Annotated in this window: 15 protein-coding genes; 4 read left to right on the top strand and 11 right to left on the bottom strand. The window is 70.1% G+C overall.

Annotation, left to right across the window (positions count from 1 at the left end; all coding sequences use genetic code 11):
* Positions 1-251: 251 nt before the first annotated feature.
* Complete coding sequence (gene pnuC / locus CRP27_RS07185) at positions 252-917, top strand: nicotinamide riboside transporter PnuC (protein ID WP_097180012.1); 666 nt, start codon at positions 252-254, stop codon at positions 915-917.
* A gap of 99 nt (positions 918-1,016) precedes the next feature.
* Entirely contained in the window at positions 1,017-1,649 is a 633-nt protein-coding gene (locus CRP27_RS07180) for a TetR/AcrR family transcriptional regulator (protein WP_097180011.1), read from the top strand.
* Positions 1,650-1,655: 6 nt separating this feature from the next.
* On the opposite strand, the gene CRP27_RS07175 is transcribed toward CRP27_RS07180, so the two are convergent.
* The 6 genes from CRP27_RS07175 to CRP27_RS07150 all read right to left on the bottom strand — a co-directional run bounded on the left by CRP27_RS07175 (position 1,656) and on the right by CRP27_RS07150 (position 9,079).
* On the bottom strand, positions 1,656-2,873 hold the full coding sequence (locus CRP27_RS07175; protein ID WP_097180010.1) for an ABC transporter permease: 1,218 nt from the start codon (positions 2,871-2,873) through the stop codon (positions 1,656-1,658).
* Positions 2,870-3,799 (bottom strand): ABC transporter ATP-binding protein, encoded by a 930-nt coding sequence (locus CRP27_RS07170; protein ID WP_097180009.1) that lies wholly within the window; start codon positions 3,797-3,799, stop codon positions 2,870-2,872. The genes CRP27_RS07175 and CRP27_RS07170 overlap by 4 nt, the downstream gene beginning before the upstream one ends.
* Positions 3,800-4,198: 399 nt before the next feature.
* The gene (locus CRP27_RS07165) at positions 4,199-5,866 is read right to left on the bottom strand and encodes a glycoside hydrolase family 13 protein (RefSeq protein WP_097180008.1); all 1,668 of its coding nucleotides are present in this window, start codon (positions 5,864-5,866) and stop codon (positions 4,199-4,201) included.
* Between the two features lie 26 nt (positions 5,867-5,892).
* The gene (locus CRP27_RS07160; RefSeq protein WP_097180007.1) at positions 5,893-6,813 is read right to left on the bottom strand and encodes a carbohydrate ABC transporter permease; all 921 of its coding nucleotides are present in this window, start codon (positions 6,811-6,813) and stop codon (positions 5,893-5,895) included.
* Entirely contained in the window at positions 6,813-7,772 is a 960-nt protein-coding gene (locus CRP27_RS07155; RefSeq protein WP_097180006.1) for a carbohydrate ABC transporter permease, read from the bottom strand. Before CRP27_RS07155 ends, CRP27_RS07160 begins: the two co-directional genes overlap by 1 nt.
* Positions 7,773-7,783: 11 nt before the next feature.
* Positions 7,784-9,079 carry an ABC transporter substrate-binding protein gene (locus CRP27_RS07150; protein WP_097180005.1) on the bottom strand — a complete coding sequence of 432 codons (1,296 nt, stop codon included), beginning with the start codon at positions 9,077-9,079 and terminating at the stop codon, positions 7,784-7,786.
* A 133-nt stretch (positions 9,080-9,212) separates the two neighbouring features.
* Here CRP27_RS07150 and CRP27_RS07145 point away from each other — a divergent pair, with 133 nt between their 5' ends.
* Together CRP27_RS07145 and CRP27_RS07140 are read left to right on the top strand one after the other, a co-directional pair.
* Positions 9,213-10,412: an ROK family protein gene (locus tag CRP27_RS07145; protein ID WP_097180004.1), complete on the top strand. Its 1,200-nt coding sequence runs from the start codon at positions 9,213-9,215 to the stop codon at positions 10,410-10,412.
* Between the two features lie 267 nt (positions 10,413-10,679).
* Positions 10,680-11,234 carry a hypothetical protein gene (locus tag CRP27_RS07140; RefSeq protein ID WP_097180003.1) on the top strand — a complete coding sequence of 185 codons (555 nt, stop codon included), beginning with the start codon at positions 10,680-10,682 and terminating at the stop codon, positions 11,232-11,234.
* Between the two features lie 61 nt (positions 11,235-11,295).
* Here CRP27_RS07140 and CRP27_RS18185 read toward each other — a convergent pair whose 3' ends face one another.
* The 5 genes from CRP27_RS18185 to rhaI form a co-directional block, all read right to left on the bottom strand.
* Positions 11,296-12,237 carry a glycoside hydrolase family 16 protein gene (locus CRP27_RS18185; RefSeq protein WP_255257468.1) on the bottom strand — a complete coding sequence of 314 codons (942 nt, stop codon included), beginning with the start codon at positions 12,235-12,237 and terminating at the stop codon, positions 11,296-11,298.
* 369 nt (positions 12,238-12,606) lie between these two features.
* A complete protein-coding gene (locus CRP27_RS07130) occupies positions 12,607-13,800 on the bottom strand; it encodes an alpha-hydroxy acid oxidase (RefSeq protein ID WP_097180337.1) in 1,194 nt (397 codons plus the stop codon).
* 128 nt (positions 13,801-13,928) lie between these two features.
* Positions 13,929-15,407, bottom strand: a complete 1,479-nt coding sequence (locus CRP27_RS07125) for a rhamnulokinase family protein (RefSeq protein WP_097180002.1) — start codon at positions 15,405-15,407, stop codon at positions 13,929-13,931.
* A 21-nt stretch (positions 15,408-15,428) separates the two neighbouring features.
* A complete protein-coding gene (locus CRP27_RS07120) occupies positions 15,429-17,516 on the bottom strand; it encodes a bifunctional aldolase/short-chain dehydrogenase (RefSeq protein ID WP_097180001.1) in 2,088 nt (695 codons plus the stop codon).
* A gap of 5 nt (positions 17,517-17,521) precedes the next feature.
* Positions 17,522-18,691 (bottom strand): L-rhamnose isomerase, encoded by a 1,170-nt coding sequence (gene rhaI / locus CRP27_RS07115; RefSeq protein WP_097180000.1) that lies wholly within the window; start codon positions 18,689-18,691, stop codon positions 17,522-17,524.
* Positions 18,692-18,702 lie beyond the last annotated feature (11 nt).

Here is an 18,702-nt window from a genome sequence, read left to right as displayed (position 1 = left end):
CCTGTGCCGGAGAGTGGTCGCCGGGCTCCGCGACGTGACACGTCTCGGGCGGGCTGGACTCGCTCTGGTGACGACGCTACCGGTCCCCCAAAGTGCCGACAAGGGGGAACATGCGTCTGCATGGACCCAGTACAGGGGGCATTTTCGTCCCCGAGAGTGCCGACACGGTTTGTACCCCGATGTGACAGCCCCGGAGCGCGGAATGCCGAGCACCCCCGTACCGTTGCACCGTCCGGAAACGAGGAGGGCCCATGGGCATCGTGCGGTGGCTGTTCGACGCGCAGCTCGTCATCGGCGACCAGACCGTGCTCTGGCGCGAGGTGATCGGCAACGTGTTCGGCCTGCTCAGCGCGCTCGGTGGGATGCGCCGGAAGGTCTGGGCCTGGCCGGTCGGCATCGTCGGCAACGCCCTGCTCTTCACGGTCTTCATGGGGGCGCTCTTCGACACCCCGAACCCGGTGAACCTGCTCGGCCAGGCCGGCCGACAGGTCATGTTCATCATCGTGAGCGTCTACGGCTGGTACCGCTGGACGCACCGTCCCGATGACGCGACGACCGTGATCGAGCCGCGCTGGGCCTCCTGGCAGGCTCGTGGACTGATGGTCCTCGTCATGGTGGGTGGCACCGCGGTCCTGACCCCGATCTTCCGCGCTCTCGGTTCCTACGAACCGGTGTGGAGCGATGCGTGGATCTTCGTCGGGTCGCTGCTCGCCACGTACGGCATGGCGAAGGGCTGGGTCGAGTTCTGGCTCGTCTGGGTCGCGGTGGACCTCGTCGGCGTGCCCCTGCTGTTCTCGGCCGGCTACTACGCGTCCGGACTCATGTACGTGTTCTACGGCGTGTTCACCCTGACCGGGTTCTTCGTCTGGATGAACCAGCGGACGAAGCCGTCGGCGGCGCCGGTCACCGTCGGCTGACCGTCCGGAGTGCTGACCGTCCGGAGTGCTGACCGTCCGGAGCGCGCGGCCCCCGCTCTGGGACGAGACACCGGGCGGTCGACGAGGTGAGATGGTCGGATGGAACACGACCACGACGCCTCGCTCGGGGACGAGCAGTCCCTGGCCGAGCGGATCGTCCGCGGCGCCATCCGCGCCTACCGGCTCCACCCGTTCGACAGTGTCGACGCGAGCGTCGTCGCCGAGGTGGCCGGGATCGAGGTCGCGGTCGTGGAGCGGCTGTTCCCGACGTGGGACGCCCTGCTGCTCGTGACGTACGACCGGTGGACGCAGCTGCGCGGGACCCGTCGGACGAACCCGCCGACGTGCACGATCGAGTACGTCCGGATGACCCTCGCCGAGGACGTCGCCGACCCGGGGCTCGTGCGGGTGCTCGCGGGCGTGATCACGATCGCGGCGGCCGACACCGGGTTCGCCGAGCTGTTCCGGAAGCGCTTCGAGGAGTACGTCGACCAGCTCTCGGCCGGGCTCCAGCGCGACGTCGACGCGGGCAGCGAGCGACTGGCGATCCCCGCGTACCAGGCCGCGACACAGCTGCTGGCGGTCTACGAGGGGCTGCAGATCCAGATGCTCGTCCGGCCGCACATCGACGTCCTGGTGGAGTTCGACCGATCCGTCCGCACCCTCCGTCAGGGGTGGCGCGAGCGCGAGGTCCCCGCCTGGGACCTCGACGAGGTCGTCCTCACCCGCTGACCGCCACTACGGACGCGAGCGCCGCCACGACGCGATCTGGCGGAGCGTGACCTTCGACCCGTACTGGGCGACCGAGTGCCGGAACAGGTACTGGGCGAACCACAGGAGCAGTGCCGCGACGACGAACACCTCCACGATGCACACCACCGACTCGACGACGGTCAGCGACCCGACTGCATTGCGCACCATCGCGGTGATCGGTGTGAACGTCGGGAAGTACGTGAAGAACGACGCGATCGGCGACGTCGGGGTGGTCATCACGAAGAACGCCGCGTAGAGCGGGATGATCAGCGAGAAGATCGCGACGGACTGCAGCGCGGACGCGTCCTTGATCGAGGGCACCGCCGCACCGACGGCCACGAACAGCGCCGAGGCGAGCAGCACGCCGCCGATGAGCAGCAGCGCGCCGACGAGCATCCGCCACGGGTCGACGACCAACCCGCCGAGGCGCGAGGCGATCAGGGGGAGTGCCACCAGCAGCCCGATCAGGCCGGGCACCAGGAACACCCCGATCTGCACGAAGCCGACGAGCAGCATCGCGATGACCTTGCCGCGGATGAGGTCACCGGCGGTCACGGTGGTGAGGATCATCTCGGAGATGCGGTTCTCCTTCTCCTCGACGACGACCGTCACCATGCGCGTCGCGAGCAGGATCACGAGCCCGAAGAACGCCGCGACGTAGAGGAACGGTGGCACGATCGACAGCCAGCCCGGGGCGACCTGGCCGTCCGCGTACGTCGTGAGGTCGGTGTCCGGAGGCGTCCGCAGCAGCTGGATGGTCTCGGGGTCGTCGACGGTCGCGGCGACGCTCTGCTCGAGCACGCGTTCGGCGAGCGAGGAGTAGCCGCCGTTGCCGAACAGCCCACGATCGGCGGCGTCGACGCGGATCGGCTTGGTCGACGGCGACTCCGGGAACTCGATGAACGCGTCGAGCGTGCCGTCACGGACAGCAGCCCGGTCGGCCGCCGCGTCGGTGGAGGGCGATCCGCCCCACTTCGCCGCGACGGTCTGCGACACGAGTCCGGAGTGGTCGACGTACCGGAACGGGGTCTTCGACGCCGAGGAGCTCGTCATGACCGAGTCGGTACCGGCGGCCTGACCCACCCCGACGAGGAGCGACACCACGACGATGACCACCGGCAGGGCGAGCGTGCCGATCCAGAACGCGGGCTTCTTCACCGCGCGGACGAACTCGAACCGGACGACGGTCCCGAGGCGGCTCACGCGGCGACCCCCGACTCGGCAGCGAGCGCGTCGTGCCCGTAGACCTGGACGAAGATCTCGTCGAGCGGGATCCGTCGCATCTCGAACGCGGTGACGTGCACGCCCGCCGAGACGAGGGAGGCGAGGATGTCCGAGCCGTCGGCGGTCGCCGCGGGCGTCGGGACGAGGCACGCGACGTGCCCCTCGTGCCGAGCCATCCGGTAGAGCGGCGACGGCGGCACGGGACCGTCCAGACCGACCCGGGCGACCGCACCGCCGAAGGCGTCCTGCACGTCGGGGATGGTGCCGTACGCGGCCGCGGTGCCGTCCTTCAGCAGGAGGATGCGGTCGCAGAGTCGTTCGACCTCGTCCATGTGGTGCGTGACGAGGATCACGGTGGCGCCGTCGGCCTTCCGTTCGTCGACGAGGTCGAGCAACAGTCGACGGTTCACCGGGTCGAGGCCCTTCGTCGGCTCGTCGAGGATGAGCAGCCGTGGCCGGTCCATGATCGTGATCCCGAGCTGCACCTTCTGCTGCTGGCCACCGGAGAGCTTGTCGACGCGGAGCTTCGCACGGTCCGCCAGGCCGACCCGGGCGAGGTAGTCCATGCTCCAGGCCGTCGCCTCGGGTCCCCGCAGGCCGCGCAGTCGCCCGAAGTAGGTCATCACGTCGATGACGGACTCCTTGCGGTACAGGCCGCGTTCCTCGGGGAGGTAGCCGATGCCGCCGGTCGCGGGCTTGTACGGGTGCCCGTCGATCGTCAGGGTGCCCGCCGTCGGCGTCGTGATGCCGAGCAGGGCGCGGATCGTCGTGGTCTTGCCGGAGCCGTTGCTGCCGAGCAGGCCGAAGGTCTCGCCGGGGGCGATGTCGAACGACAGCCCGTCGACCACGTTCCGGTCCCCGAACCGCATCACGAAGTCCCGCACGCTGATGCTCGCCCCACTCATGCCGCCGACCCTACCGGCGAGCGGCTGACGGCCCGCGTTCGTTCCTTCCCATCACACTCGCGCTGGAATGCGGAAACGGGCATACCTGGTCGAAAGTATCGACCTGGTACGCCCGTTTCGACCGGGTGCAGGAGGCGACCGCCTGACGGACTGGAGGCGCGGTGCCTGCCCGCACCGCGCCTCCAGCCCGTCGCTCGGTCGCGTCGCCATGGTGCACGGTTCTTCCCATCCCACTCGCGTTGGAATGCGGAAACGGGCGTACCTGGTCGAAAGAATCGACCTGGTACGCCCGTTTCGACCTGGTACGCCCGTTTCGACCGGGTGCAGGAGGCGACCGCCTGACGGACTGGAGGCGCCGTGCCTGCCCGCACCGCGCCTCCAGTCCGTCGCTTGGTCGCGTCAGGAACGCAACCAGGCGGTCCCCACACCCGACAGTGCGCCGTCCGCCACCGGCGCGGAGGCGAGCAGCAGCTCGCCGGAGGGGAGTTCGTAGGGCTCGTCGCCGAACACCGTGACGTTCGTCCAGCCGTTCGGCCGGCGGAACGCGAGCACGTCGTCGCGCCCGGTCTCGAGCCACTCGAGGTGCTCCTCGGACTGCAGCTGCCCGCGCAGGCCGAGGGCCTTCCTGTACAGGTTGAGGGTCGAGTCGGGGTCCGCGTCCTCGGCCTCGACGCTCACGTCGCCGAACCACGAGGGCTGCGGCAGGTGTGCCGTCCCGGAACCGAAGCCGAACGACGAACCCGACGTCGTCCAGGGGAGCGGCACACGGCACCCGTCACGGCCGACGTCGATGCCGGGGTTCCGGAAGAACGCCGGGTCCTGGCGGTCCGCGTCAGGGATGTCGCCGACCTCGTGCAGGCCGAGCTCCTCGCCCTGGTACAGGTACGCCGAGCCGGGCAGGGCGAGCTCGAGGAGCGTCGCCGCCGTCGCCCGCCGCAGACCGAGCGACCGGTCGAGCGCGTCCTGCGAGCCGCCGGCGAGCAGCCAGGCGCTGCCCTGCTTCTCCTCGGCGCCGTTGCGGGCGGGCAGGGCGTAGCGGGTGGCGTGCCGGACGACGTCGTGGTTCGAGAACACCCACGTGGTCGACGAGCCGGACTGCTCGGCGAGTCCGAGGTTGAACTCGATGATCGTCCGGAACGACGCGGCGTCGAAGTCGGCCTCGAGCAGGTCGAAGTTGAACGCCTGCCCGAGCCCGTCGGCGCTGGCGTACCGGGCGCGGCGGTCGGCGGCGACCCACGCCTCGGCGACGGCGGTGCGTGCCGGGGTGTACTCGTCGAAGACCTTCCGCCACTCGGCGTAGATCTCGTGCACGTCGTCGCGGTCCCAGAGGATGTGGGAGCCGTCCTTCGGGGACGCGAGCACCTCGGCCCAGGTCGGCAGCTCGCCCTCCGGCAGGTCCTTGGCCAGGCCGTGCGCGACGTCGATGCGGAAGCCGTCGACACCCCGGTCGGACCAGAAGCGGAGGGTGTGCAGGAAGTCGTCGCGGACCTCGCGGTTCGCCCAGTTCAGGTCGGGCTGCTCCTTGGCGAAGTTGTGCAGGTACCACTGGCCGTCGCCGACCGCGGTCCAGGCCGGGCCGCCGAAGATCGAGACCCAGTCAGCAGGGGCCTGTTCGCCGGAAGGCCCGGTGCCGTCCCGGAACACGTAGCGGTCGCGGGCGGGGGAGCCCTTCGGCGAGGCGAGTGCCTCGCGGAACCACGCGTGGCGGTCGCTCGTGTGGTTCGGCACCACGTCGACGATCACGCGGATGCCCGCACCGTGCAGCGCCGCGACCATCTCGTCGAAGTCCTCGAGCGTGCCGAGGCGCGGGTCGACGTCGCGGTAGTCGTCCACGTCGTAGCCGCCGTCGGCGAGGGCGGACGGGTAGAACGGGCTGAGCCAGACGGCCTCGATGCCGAGCGACGCCAGGTACGGCACGCGGGCGGTCACGCCGGGCAGGTCGCCGATGCCGTCGCCGTTCGCGTCCGCGAAGGACCGCGGGTAGATCTGGTAGACGCTGGCCTGGCGCCACCAGGTCTCGTCGGCAGCGGTCGGGGCGGGCGTGTTCTGGACCAGGGTGTCGGTCACGGGGTTCCTTCCTTCGGTTGCTGTCGTCACTTGATCGCGCCCTGCGTCACGCCGGCCATCACCCAGCGCTGGGTGATGAGGTAGACGATGATCGCCGGGGCCATCGCCATCAGGTACGAGGCGAACGACACGTTGTAGTTGTTGCTGAACTGCGTCTGGAACATCTGCTGCAGCACCGGCAGCGTCTGCAGCGCCGGGTCCGAGGTGATGAGCGACGGCATCACGAAGTCGTTCCACGAGGCCAGGAACGCGAAGATCCCGACGGTGGCGCTCATCGGCGCGAGGAGCGGGAACACCAGCTGCCAGAACACCTGCCCGGTGCTCGCGCCGTCGATGCGGGCGCTCTCCTCCAGCTCGGCCGGGATCGACCGCAGGAACGCGGTGAACAGCAGCACGCTGAAGGACAGCTGGAACATGACGTGCAGGATCGCGACGCCGATCGGGTTGTCCAGGTGCGCGAGGCCGGTCAGCTTCACCTGCGAGAGCGCGAGCACGGGGAACGGCAGGAACATCGCGGCGAGCAGGTAGAAGAACGACCAGCGGAACAGCCGGCGGTCCCAGTTCCGGGCGATGGCGTACGCCGTGAACGAGGCGAGCAGGATCGTGCCGACCACGGTGATCGCGGCGACGAGCACCGAGACGCCGAACGCCCGCGGGAAGTCCGTCAGCTGCCAGGCCTGCACGAAGCCGTCGACGCTGAACGGTGCGGGGAGCGAGAACGCGTTGCCGTCGACCGACTGCGCCGTGGTCTTGAACGCCATCGTCACGGTGACGTAGAGGGGGACGAGGACGGACAGTGCACAGACGATCAGGACGATCGTGACGGGCCAGTTTGCGTTCCCGCCACGGCGGCCGGCGGTACGTCCGCCGGCGGACCGGTCGGCGTCCACCGACCGGATGCTGCCGGTCTTGGTCGTGCCCGGTCGCAGGGGTGCTTGCATGGTCATCAGAGCGCTGCCTTCCCGCGGGTCGCCCGCAGCTGGATCACGGCGATGACGACCGCGATGACGAAGAAGATCGTGGCGTTCGCCATCTGGTAGGCGTAGTCGCCGCCGTTGAAGCCCTTGAAGATGCTCATCGCGACGCTGGTGGTCGAGGTGCCCGGGCCGCCGTCGGTGAGGCCGACGATGATGTCGTACGAGTTCAGGAAGTTCTTGAACCCGATCACGAGGTTGATGAGGATGTAGCCCGCCGTGAGGGGTGCGGTGATCGAGATCAGCTGGCGCCACGAGCTCGCCCCGTCGAGGGCGGCGGCCTCGTACACCTCGCCGGGGATCGACAGGACGCCCGCGATGTAGATGAGCAGCGTCGACGGGATCGCCTGCCATGCGGTGACGATCACGATCGCCACCCACGCCAGGTCCGGGTTCGCCAGGATGCTCTGCTCCAGCGGCGCGAACCCGATCGAGGTCGCGAGCGCCGGCAGGCTGTTCGCGAACAGGAACGAGAACACGTACGCGATGACGATCCCGGAGATCACCATCGGCAGGACGAAGACACCGCGGAGCGCGATCTTCCCGCGGATCTTCGACGTCAGGGCGATGGCGAGCAGGAACGCGACCGCGTTGACGACGATCACGGTGACGAGTGAGAACCCGATCGTGAACAGGTACGCCTGCAGGATCGCGGGGTCGGAGAACACCGCGATGTAGTTCGTCAGCCCGGTGAACCGGAACTCGCCGAAGCCGACGGAGTTGGTGAAGCTCAGCACGATGCCCATCACCGCGGGGAGCGTGATGGCGAGGGTGAAGAGCACGAGGGTGGGGAGCAGGAACGCCAGGAAGAGCGGGTCGAGACGCCGGCTGCGGCGTCGCGTCCCGGTCGTTCCGGCCTGGAGGCGCGGTGCGGCTCCGCCCCGTCGGCGGCGGTCCGCCGTCGTGACGGATTCGGTGGTCGTGGTGGCCATTCGACGTCTCCTTACGCGGCCGTGCGGAGCGCGAGGCGCGCCCAGTCGGCGTCGAGGGTGCGGAGCTGGGGCTTCGGGTCGCCGCCGAAGGCGATCGACTGCGCGTAGTTCGCGACGGGGATCTCGGCGGGGATGAGCTGCGAGGCGCCGAGGTAGAACGCGGCGTCGTCGTAGTAGGACTGCATGCCGGTGAGGGCGGGGTTCGAGGCGGGAGGAGCGTCCTTCCGCACGCCGAACCCGTTGTTGTCCGCGTTGTACTTGTCGTTCACCTTCGGGGTCATCAGGTACGTCAGGAACTCGCGGGCGGCCTCCTGCTTGCGGGACGCCTCCGGGATCCAGAGCGCGAGGTCGACGTTCACGCGCACCTTGTTGTCGGCGGCGTCGTCGGTGACGGGCAGCGGGAACGTCCCGAGGTCCATGTCGGGGGTCGTCTTCGCGATCTCGCCGAGTGCCCACGGCCCCTGCAGGTACATCGCCGCCTTCCCCTGGGCGAAGGCGAGGTTGCCGTCGCCGTACCCGCGACTGGCCGCACCCTTCTGGTGCCACTGGCGGAGCTGCACCATGCGCTCCATCGGCCCCTGGAAGTCGCGTTCGAACGACACCGAGGCGTCCTTGCCGACCTTCGTGCCCTCGCGCTGGAGCGCTGCGAAGGTCTTCGGGACGTCGACCATGCCGCCGATCGAGTAGTCGAACATGCCCTGCGCGATCGTCCAGTTGTCCTTGAACGTGCCGTAGATCGGTGCGATACCGGCCGACGTCAGGCGCTCGCAGACGTCCGCGAACTCGCTCCACGTCGTCGGGACGTCGAGTCCCTGCTCGGCGAAGAGCTGCTTGTTGTAGATGACCGACGCCGCCGTCACCGAGTACGGCAGGGCGCTCTTGCGACCGGGGTAGTCGGCGGTCTGCTCGAGGAGCGGCCACAGGTCGGGGTTGATCGTGTCCGCCTGGGGCAGGTCGGAGAGGTCGGTGAGGGCGCCGTGCTCGACGAACGGTGCGACCGAGAAGTTGTAGTTCCAGCACCCGAGGTCCGGCGGTCGGTTCCGCACGAAGTTCGCGGACATGCTCGACGTCGAGTCGCGGACGACGCGGATCTTCGACTGGCTGGCGTGGAACTTCGCGATCACGTCGTCGAAGTACCCGATGACCTCGGGCTTGGACACGTAGAAGGTGATCGTCTCGGGTCGGCTGCTCGAGGAACCGAGCGGGGCACACCCGGCGAGTGCCAGTCCTGCGCCGATGCCGCCCGCCCCGAGCAGGAACCCGCGGCGGCTGACCGCGGCGGTGCTCCTGGTGGCGTGTGTCTGCACGTCGTCTCCGTCCGTCCGGACCCGGCGTCCCTGCCGTTCCGGTTCGCGGTCCGGCTCCGGTGCCGCCCGCAGGACTTAATCTAGCGAGAAAATCTAATTACGCAAGGAAGTGTCGCCGCGATAGGGTCACCGCATGCCGCCGCACCGTGGAACGAGCGCCGAGACGCTGCTCGAGTACGCCTTCGCGGTCCGTGCGTTCACCGCGACCGAGGCGATCGACACCACCGGTCTCACCCGCTCCACGATCCTCGGCACCTGCGAGGAGCTCGTCCGCCTCGGCTGGCTGCGTGAACTCGACGACGCCCGGGCCGCGGGGGAGTACCGGATGGGGCGGCCCGCTCGGCGCTACGAGCTCGACACCACGGCCGGGGTCGTGGTCGGGGTCGACGCCGGACAGCACCGGGTGACCGCGTTCGTCGCGGACCTGCGCGGCACCGTCCTCGGCCGTGCCTCTGGGACGCTCGGGGAGTCCGGGCTCGACGTCCCGGTCCGCCTGCGCGTCCTCGCCGAGACCGTCGCGGCTGCGCTCGCCGACGCCGCGATCGACCCCGGACGTGTGCTCGTGACGGTCGTCGGCATCCCCGCTCCGGTCGACACCGGCGGGGCCTCTCCCGGGGACGGCGGCTTCTGGGACCGGATGAACCCCGGGTTCGCGGGCACCGTCCCGCACGGCCGGGTCCTCGTCGAGAACGACGCCAACCTCGCGGCGCTCGCCGAGCGGCCGTCCTCCGGAGAGGCCTCGTTCGCGGCGCTCCTGTCCGGCGAACGCTTCGGCGCCGGACTCGTCGTCGACGGGGTCCTCCTCCGCGGCGCGCACGGTGGTGCGGGGGAGATGCGGGTGCTCGAACTCGTCGAGGGGGTCGGGTCGTCGGACGGCATCGGCGCCACGGCCCGCACGCTCGTCGCCGAGGCCGTCGCGGCCGGCGCGGTCGGGCCCGGCAGCCCGCTCGCGACCGAAGGGATCGACGCCGCCACCGTGTTCCGGGCCGCGCGGGACGGTGACGCTCAGGCGACCGAGATCGTGGACCGGCTCGGGGATCGCCTGGGCCGCGTGTGCGTGCTGCTCGCGAGCCTGCTCGACATCGACCGTGTCGTGGTCGCCGGCGCGATCGCCGAATTCGCCGCCGCCGTGATCGAGCGCGCACGGGCACTGCTCGACGACGGGCACTTCGACCCCGTGCCCGAGATCGTGGCGTCGTCGCTCGGTGCGGACGTCGTCGTCATCGGTGCGGTCGCGCACGCCGTCGACGCCGTCCGTGCCGACCCGCTGTCGTTCCCGCTTGCTCCGCAACACCGAGCGCGTCCGCCAGGAACTGCGGCGTCGCAGCACTGAGGCGCAACCTTCGGTCCGCTCGAACACCGAACGCCCGTTGCTTCCCAGCACGCTCGCGATGGGATGTGGAAACGGGCACACCTGGTCGGAAGAATCGACCTGGTACGCCCGTTTCGACCTGGTACGCCCGTTTCGATCTGGTGTACCAGCGCCGTCCGACGTCACTCGGTCGCCCCCCCCTGCGGTGCCCACTCAGGCCATTCCGAGAAAGTCGTCGGCAGTGTTGAAGAGGCGAGGACTGCTCGCACTCATCGAGGGGAACGCACCATGGACCGCTTCCGGAGGCTGCCACTGCCGGCACTCCTGCCCGTGCTCTTCGTCCTGGTCGGGGGGCTCTACCTCGGGATCGGCGTCGCCTCGGACCCCGACCCGGATCACCTCGCGGGTCGGGCGATCGGCTCGGTCTTCTACGCCGTGCTCATGACGGTGTTCTTCGGCATCCTCATCGCCTACCGTCGGCGTCGGGCGGGCGGGACGGATCAGGCGGCGGCGATCCAGCGGGCGGTGCGCACCGGCGAGGTCCCGGACTCCGTCGACCACGTCGTGTGGACGCGCGAACTCGAGGCGACCCGGAAGCGCTACCGGAACAACCGCGTGATCGTGCCGGTCATGGCCGTCGTCTTCGGGGTGTTCTCGGTGTGGGCCGCGTTCGCCGTCAACCCGTTCTGGTGGCTCATCCTGGCGCTGTTCCTCGGCATGTGCGCCTACTCCGTGTGGGAGACGCGCCGCACGCTCCGCAACATCGAGCACGTCCTCGATCGGCTCCGTGGGACCTGGACGGTGCCGTCCTCGGCACCGGCTGTTCCCGAGCGCGACCACTGACGGACTGGAGACGCGGTGCCAGCCGGCACCGCGCCTCCAGTCCGTGGTCTGGTCGCGCCCGCTACTCGGTCGTCGCGACCCAGTCGATGAGGAGGTTCCCGGACTCGCCCCAGTTGCCGGTCTGGAACATGAACCGGTGCTCGGTCGTCGGGACGTCGTGCGTGACGGTGCCGATGACCTTGCCGTCCACCTTGTAGGTGACCGACTTCCCCGGGTCCCAGTCGATCGTGTAGGTGTGCCAGTCACGCCACGAGACACCGGTGCCGAGCTGGACGCGCTCGGCCTCGTGTCCGGGGGTCATCGAGTGGTGGAACGCCGACGGGCTCTCGTCGAAGTTGCCCTCGGGGAAGTCGATCTCACCGTCGGACCACTTGTCGGAGCTCGGCCACAGCATGAAGGCCGCTCCGTTGCCGTCGCCGCCGGTGGCCTTCGCGCGCACGGAGAACGTCCCGCCGACGTGGTCGTAGGCGTCGGCGCGGGAGCCGAACGTGCCGGCCGTGCCCGCGCCGCCGAGCTGCACGTCCATGACGCCGTCGTGGACGGAGACGGTCTTGCTCGGCTCGTAGATGCCGGACGTCCCGTCCGGGTAGGGCTGCCACGCCTGCGGGTAGAGGCGGCTGACCAGACCGGTCACGGCGGACAGGTCGAAGTTCTCGACGAACGACGTGTCGGGCGCGAGGGAGACCAGGTCTGCCGGAGCTGCGTCGTCAGCGGGGGCGGTGTCGTCGCCGGGCGTCGCGTCGTCGGAGGGTGCCGACTCCTCGATGGGGGCGGAGTCGGCGGACGGGCTCGCGGTGGGGGTGGCCTCGTCGGTCGGCGTGGCCTCGTCGGAGGGTGTGGCCTGGTCGGAGGGTGTGGCCTGGTCAGAGGGCGTGGCCTCGTCCGTCGGTGTCGGCGAGACCGGGGCCGTGGGTGGTGACTGGTGGCCGCGTCCGCCCCACCAGTCGTGGGCGGAGGCAGCGGTCGGGACGCCGATCAGCAGGGCGCTGGCGGCCGCTGCCACCAGGACGATGCGGCTGCGGCGGTGACGGGTCGGACGGTTCGTCGTGGATGCGTGCTGCGCGCGGTCGCGCAGGTGCTTCGAAGCAGAGATGTCGGGCTCCTCGGGTGGGGCTCGGGCACGGAAGGGGCCCGCTCCACGGCGCGATCCACGGATTTCGGTGACGGGTCCCCGAACATCATGCATCATCTGTGCCCCGTTTGGGGGGTCCTGCCCGATTTGACCGTTCCCGCCGGCACTCGGCCGCGCCGAGACTCGGCCTGCGCGACAGTTCTCGCGCCGCTGGTCGCGGGAACTGTCGCCCTGACCGAGACTCGGGCCGAGGGGACGCCGCGGGAGCGCGAGGGGACGCCGCGGGGTGCCTGCCCCGCGTCAGGTCCGGGCGATGGGTGTGAGCCGCTGCAGCTGCGTGACGTGCCCCGGCTCGAGCTCCTCGAGTGACGCGACCCCGAGCAGGCGCATCGTCCGCTCGATCTGCTCGGACAGGATCTGGATCATCCGGTCGACCCCCGCCTCGCCACCCGCCATCAGGCCGTACAGGTAGGCGCGTCCGACCATCGTGAACTGTGCGCCGAGGGCGACGGCGGCGACGATGTCGGCGCCCGACATGATGCCCGTGTCGAGGTGGACCTCGGTGTCCTTGCCGACCTCCTTCACCACGGAGGGGAGCAGGTGGAACGGCACGGGAGCGCGGTCGAGCTGGCGCCCGCCGTGGTTCGACAGCGTGATGCCGTCGACGCCCATGTCCGCCAGGCGCTTGGCGTCCGCGAGGGACTGCACGCCCTTGACGACGACCTTGCCCTTCCACTGCGAGCGGATCCACTCCAGGTCCTCGTAGGTGACGGTCGGGTCGAACATGTGGTCGAGGAGCTCCCCGACGGTGCCGGACCAGCGGTCGAGCGACGCGAACGCCAGCGGCTCGGTGGTGAGGAAGTCGAACCACCACCAGGGGCGCGGGATGGCGTTCAGCACGGTGCGAGCACTCAGCTGGGGCGGGATCGAGAACCCGTTCCGCTTGTCGCGCAGGCGGGCGCCGGCGACGGGGACGTCCACGGTGACGAGCAGCGTGTCGAACCCGGCCTTCTCGGCACGGGACACGAGCGCCATCGACTTCTCGCGGTCCTTCCACATGTACAGCTGGAACCAGTTGCGCCCGTGCGGGTTGGCGTCGCGGACGTCCTCGATCGCGGTGGTGCCCATCGTGGACAGGGAGAACGGGATGCCCGCGCGTCCGGCCGCCCGGGCCCCGGCTCGCTCGCCCTCGGTCTGCATCATGCGGGTGAACCCGGTCGGTGCGATGCCGAACGGGTACGCGACCGGCGCACCCAACACCGAGCTCGAGGTGTCGACGGACGACACGTCACGCAGGATCGCGGGCGTGAACTCGATGTCCTCGAACGCCTGGCGGGCGCGGGCGAGGGAGATCTCGGCCTCTGCCGCGCCCTCGGTGTAGTCGAAGGCGGCGCGGGGGGTGCGTCGCGCGGCGATGTCCCGGAGGTCCCAGATCGTCAACGCCTGCTCGAGACGCTGACGGCGTCCCGGTAGCGAGGGCTTCTTGAACTGCATCAGCGGTGCGAGGTCGCGAACGGTCGGCAGCTGACGCTTGATCGGCGTGCGCCGGGCCGACGGGGCGCCCGGGGTCGCTGCCGGTGCGCCCGTCGCCGGGTCGACTCGGTGCTGGTTGTCGGTCGAGGTCATACAGACATCCTACGTCTCGGGGTGGATCGGTGGGTCGAAGTGGGGGAGGTGGCGGGGGTGTACCGCACGGGCTCGACGGTGCGGGCGACCCGGTCGCGCAGCGCTTCGAGCGATGCACCGGGCAATCCGCCCAGCCCGGCTGCCCGTGCCTGCACGAGCACGTTGCCGAGCGCGGTCGCCTCGACGGGTCCGGCCACGACCGGCAGCCCGGTCCGATCGGCGGTCAGCTGGCACAGCAGACGGTTCTGCGACCCGCCACCGACGATGTGCACCTGTCGGACGTCTCGGCCCGTGACGGTGATGATCGTCTCGAGGGTTTCCGCGTACGCGGACGCCAGCGACTCGAGGATCGACCGCACGTACTCGGCCGGCGAAGCCGGCGCGCTGAGGCCGTGCGCGGCACACCAGGCCGCGATGCGCGACGGCATGTCGCCCGGCGGCGTGAACGACTCGTCCGCGACGTCGAAGACGGGAACCGGGGCCGTGACGGCCGCGGCGGAGGCGAGCAGTGCCTCCAGGTCGATGCGGTCCCCGCCACGTTCCCAGGTGCGGACGCTCTCGGACAGCAACCACAGTCCCGACACGTTCTTGAGGAAGCGCACGCGGCCGTCGACCCCGCCCTCGTTCGTGCAGTTCGCCCGGCGTGCCGCGTCCGACAGGACCGGCGCATCGAGTTCGACGCCGACGAGCGACCACGTGCCGGACGAGACGTAGGCGAAGTCCGGTTCCGTCGCGGGCACCGCGACGACCGCTGATGCCGTGTCGTGCGACCCGACGAGCGTCACCGGAGCGACGCCGCCGACGGCGTCGGCCACGGACGGCAGCAGGGGACCGAGACGGTCACCCGGGTCGCGCAGGGTGGGCAGGAGTCCGGACGGGAGGCGCGCAGCAGCCCGCAACGTCGGGTCCCACCCGCGGGTGGTCGCGTGCAGGAGCCCGGTGGTCGACGCGTTGGTGCGCTCGGCGGCCTCGACCCCGGTGAGCCAGTACCCGAGCAGGTCGGGGACGAGCAGCGCCCGCTGGGCGAGCCGCACGGACGGGTCGGCGGCGAACTGGAACACCGTGTTGAAGGGCAGGTGCTGCAGGCCGTTCCGGGCGTACAGCTCGACCGCCGACACTCGCTCGTGCACCGGAGCGACGCCGTGCTCGTGCCGCTCGTCGCGGTAGTGGTACGGCAGCCCGAGCAGGCGCCCGTCGCGGAGCAGCCCGTAGTCGACCGCCCACGAGTCGATGCCGATGCTCGCGATCTCGGGGTGCCGGCCGAAGGCGTCGCGGAGGCCCGCGGTGACCTGCCGGTACAGCTCGACGATGTCCCAGTGCAGCGCCTCGCGGTCGCCCTCGTGGAGGGTCACCGGGCCGTTCGGGAACCGGGCGACAAGCTCCATCCGGATGTCGTCGGCGTCGACGTGGCCGAGGATCACCCGGCCGCTGGTGGCCCCGAGGTCGACGGCGGCGACGGTGCCGTTGTTCGTCACGTCGCTACCTCCTGTCGTTCATCAGCGCAGGAACGCTGCCGCGACACCCGCGTCCACCGGCACGTGCAGCCCGGTGGTGTGCGAGAAGTCGTCGGTGCAGATCGCGTAGACGGCGTTGGCGACGTTCTCGGGCACGACCTCGCGCTTGAGGATCGTGCGCTGGGCGTAGAACTTGCCGAGGTCCTGCTCCTCGATGCCGTACGTCTTCGCGCGGTTGGCACCCCAGCCGGACGCGAAGATGCCCGAGCCGCGGACGACGCCGTCGGGGTTGATCCCGTTGACGCGGACACCGTGTTCGCCGAGCTCGGCGGCGAGCAGGCGGACCTGGTGCGCCTGGTCGGCCTTGGTCGCCGAGTACGCGATGTTGTTCGGGCCGGCGAACACCGAGTTCTTCGACGAGATGTACACGATGTCACCGCCGAGGCCCTGCTCGATGAGGACCTTCGCCGCCGCCTTGGACACCAGGAACGAGCCCTTCGCCATGACGTCGTGCTGCAGGTCCCAGTCCTGCTCGGTGGTCTCGAGGAGGGACTTGGAGAGCGAGAGCCCGGCGTTGTTCACGACGAGGTCGAGACCGCCGAAGTGCAGCAGCGTCTGCTGGATCGCCTGGTCGATCGCGCCGGCGTCCGTCACGTTCGCCGCGACGCCGATGGCCTGGTCCGTGTTCCCGATCTCGGCTGCGGCGTCCTGCGCCTTCGCCAGGTCGAGGTCGGCGATGACGACCGCGGCGCCCTCGGCCGCCAGGCGCTTTGCGATGGCCTTGCCGATCCCGCTCGCGGCGCCGGTCACCAGCGCGATGCGCGTGGCGAGCTTCTTCGGGGCGGGCATCCGCTGGAGCTTCGCTTCCTCGAGCGACCAGTACTCGATGCGGAACTTCTCGGCCTCGTCGATGGGGGCGTACGTGCTGAGGGACTCCGCGCCGCGCATGACGTTGATGGCGTTGACGTAGAACTCGCCGGCGACCCGGGCGGTCTGGGCGTCCTTGCCGTACGAGAACATCCCGACGCCGGGGACGAGCACGATGAGTGGGTCGGCGCCGCGGATGGCAGGGGACTCCGGCGTCGCGTGCCGGTCGTAGTAGGCCTGGTAGTCCTCGCGGTACTGCTGGTGCAGCGTCCGCAGTCGCTCGATGGTGTCGTCGGTGCTCGCCGAAGCGGGCAGGTCGAGGACGAGCGGCTTCACCTTCGTCCGCAGGAAGTGGTCCGGGCAGCTCGTTCCGAGGGCGGCGAGCTCCTCCGCGCGGGCGCTCGCCAGGAAGTCGAGCACGACGTCGGAGTCGGTGAAGTGTCCCACGACGGGCTTGTCGTGCCCGGCGATGCCCCGGATCGTCGGCGCGAGCGCGGCGGCGCGCGCGTGGCGCTCGTCGGTCGGCAGCGCTTCGAACCCGGGGCGGACCGGCCCGAACGGCTGGTCCTTCCCGTTGGCTGCGATGTACTGCTCCGCCGTGTCGATGATCCAGCGCGAGTTCGCCTCGGCCTCGTCGCTCGTGTCGCCCCAGGCCGTGATGCCGTGACCGCCGAGGATCGTGCCGATCGCCTGCGGGTTGTCGCGCTTGATCGCGGCGATGTCGAGGCCGAGCTGGAACCCCGGGCGACGCCAGGGGACCCACACGACCCGGTTGCCGAAGATCCGCTCGGTCAGCTCGGGGCCGTCCGCTGCCGTCGCGATCGCGATGCCGGCGTCCGGGTGCAGGTGGTCGACGTGCGCGGCGTCGACGAGCGCGTGCATCGCCGTGTCGATCGACGGCGCGGCACCGCCCTTGCCGTGCAGCGTGTAGTCGAACGCGGCGACCATCTCGTCCTCGCGCTCGACACCCGGGTAGACGTCCTGCAGTGCGCGGACGCGGTCGACCCGCAGGACCGCGAGGCCCGCCGGGGTGAGGGTGCCGAGGTCGCCCCCGGAGCCCTTCACCCAGAGCAGCTCCACCGGTTCGCCCGTGACGGGGTCGGTGTCGGTGCCCTTGGCGGAGGTGTTGCCGCCCGCGTAGTTCGTGATCCGCGGATCCGAGCCGAGCGCGTTCGATCGTGCGATGAGTGCACTGATCGTCGTGTCTGCGTCCGTGCGCTGCGTTGCGGGGTCCACCCGTGCCTCCAGTCCTGTGCTCGTCATGATGTCTACGCGCCCCATCCGGCCTGGACGCCGCCGACGCGGTCCTCGGCGATCGACTGCTGGTACCCCGACTCGAGGTACGCGCGCATCGGGTTCGCCGGCAGCCCACGGGACTCCCGCCACGCGGCGAGGTCGGCCCGGACGTCCGTCTGGTACGCGTCCATGAAGATCTCGTTCGCGCCGAGGACGTCGTGTGCCTCCTGCGCCGCGGTCAGTGCGACGCGGTCGAGCAGCAGCGCACGCGCCGTCATCTCCTGGACGTTCAGCACCGAGCGGATCTGCCCGGGGATCTTGTCCTCGATGTTGTGGCACTGGTCGAGCATGAACGCGACGTCGGGGTTGTCGTAGCCACCGCCGCGGATGACCTCGACCAGGATGCGGAACAGCTGGAAGGGGTCCGCCGCACCGACGATGAGGTCGTCGTCCGCGTAGAAGCGCGAGTTGAAGTCGAACGAACCGAGCTTCCCGAGGCGCAGGAGCTGCATGACGATGAACTCGATGTTCGTGCCGGGGGCGTGGTGGCCGGTGTCGAGGCAGACCATCGCCTTGTCGCCGAGCGCTGCCGTCTGCACGTAGCTCGTGCCCCAGTCCGGGACGTCCGTGTGGTAGAAGGACGGCTCGAAGAACTTGTACTCGAGCACCAGGCGCTGGTCCGGGCCGAGGCGGTCGTAGATCGTGCTGAGCGACTCGTGTAGGCGGTCCTGGCGGCTCCGCATGTCCTCCTGCCCCGGGTAGTTCGAGCCCTCGGCGAGCCAGATCTTCAGGTCGCGCGATCCCGTCGCGTCCATCACGTCGATGCAACGCAGGTGGTGGTCGATCGCCTTCTGCCGGATCGTCTCGTCGACGTGGGTCAGGGCGCCGAACTTGTAGTCGTCGTCCTGGAACGTGTTCGAGTTCACGGTGCCGAGCGAGACGCCGTGCTCCTCGGCGTGCCGCTTCAGGTCGGCGAAGTCGTCGACGAGGTCCCACGGGATGTGCAGCGCGACGGTCGGGGCGAGGCCGGTGTACTTGTGCACCTGGGCGGCGTCGGCGATCTTCTCGTAGGGGTCGCGCGGCGTGCCGGGCGTCCCGAACACCTTGAAGCGGGTGCCGGAGTTGCCGAACGCCCAGCTCGGGAGTTCGATCGCTTGCCTGGCCAGCTGGTCGGCGACGGAGCTGAAGCTCGCAGATGTCATCGTGTCACTTC

Origin of the sequence: Curtobacterium sp. 314Chir4.1 (assembly GCF_900215175.1) — a bacterium.
Taxonomy (GTDB): domain Bacteria; phylum Actinomycetota; class Actinomycetes; order Actinomycetales; family Microbacteriaceae; genus Curtobacterium; species Curtobacterium pusillum_A.
Note: the sequence above shows the minus strand (reverse complement) of the source record. Positions and strands in the feature narration are given on the sequence as shown.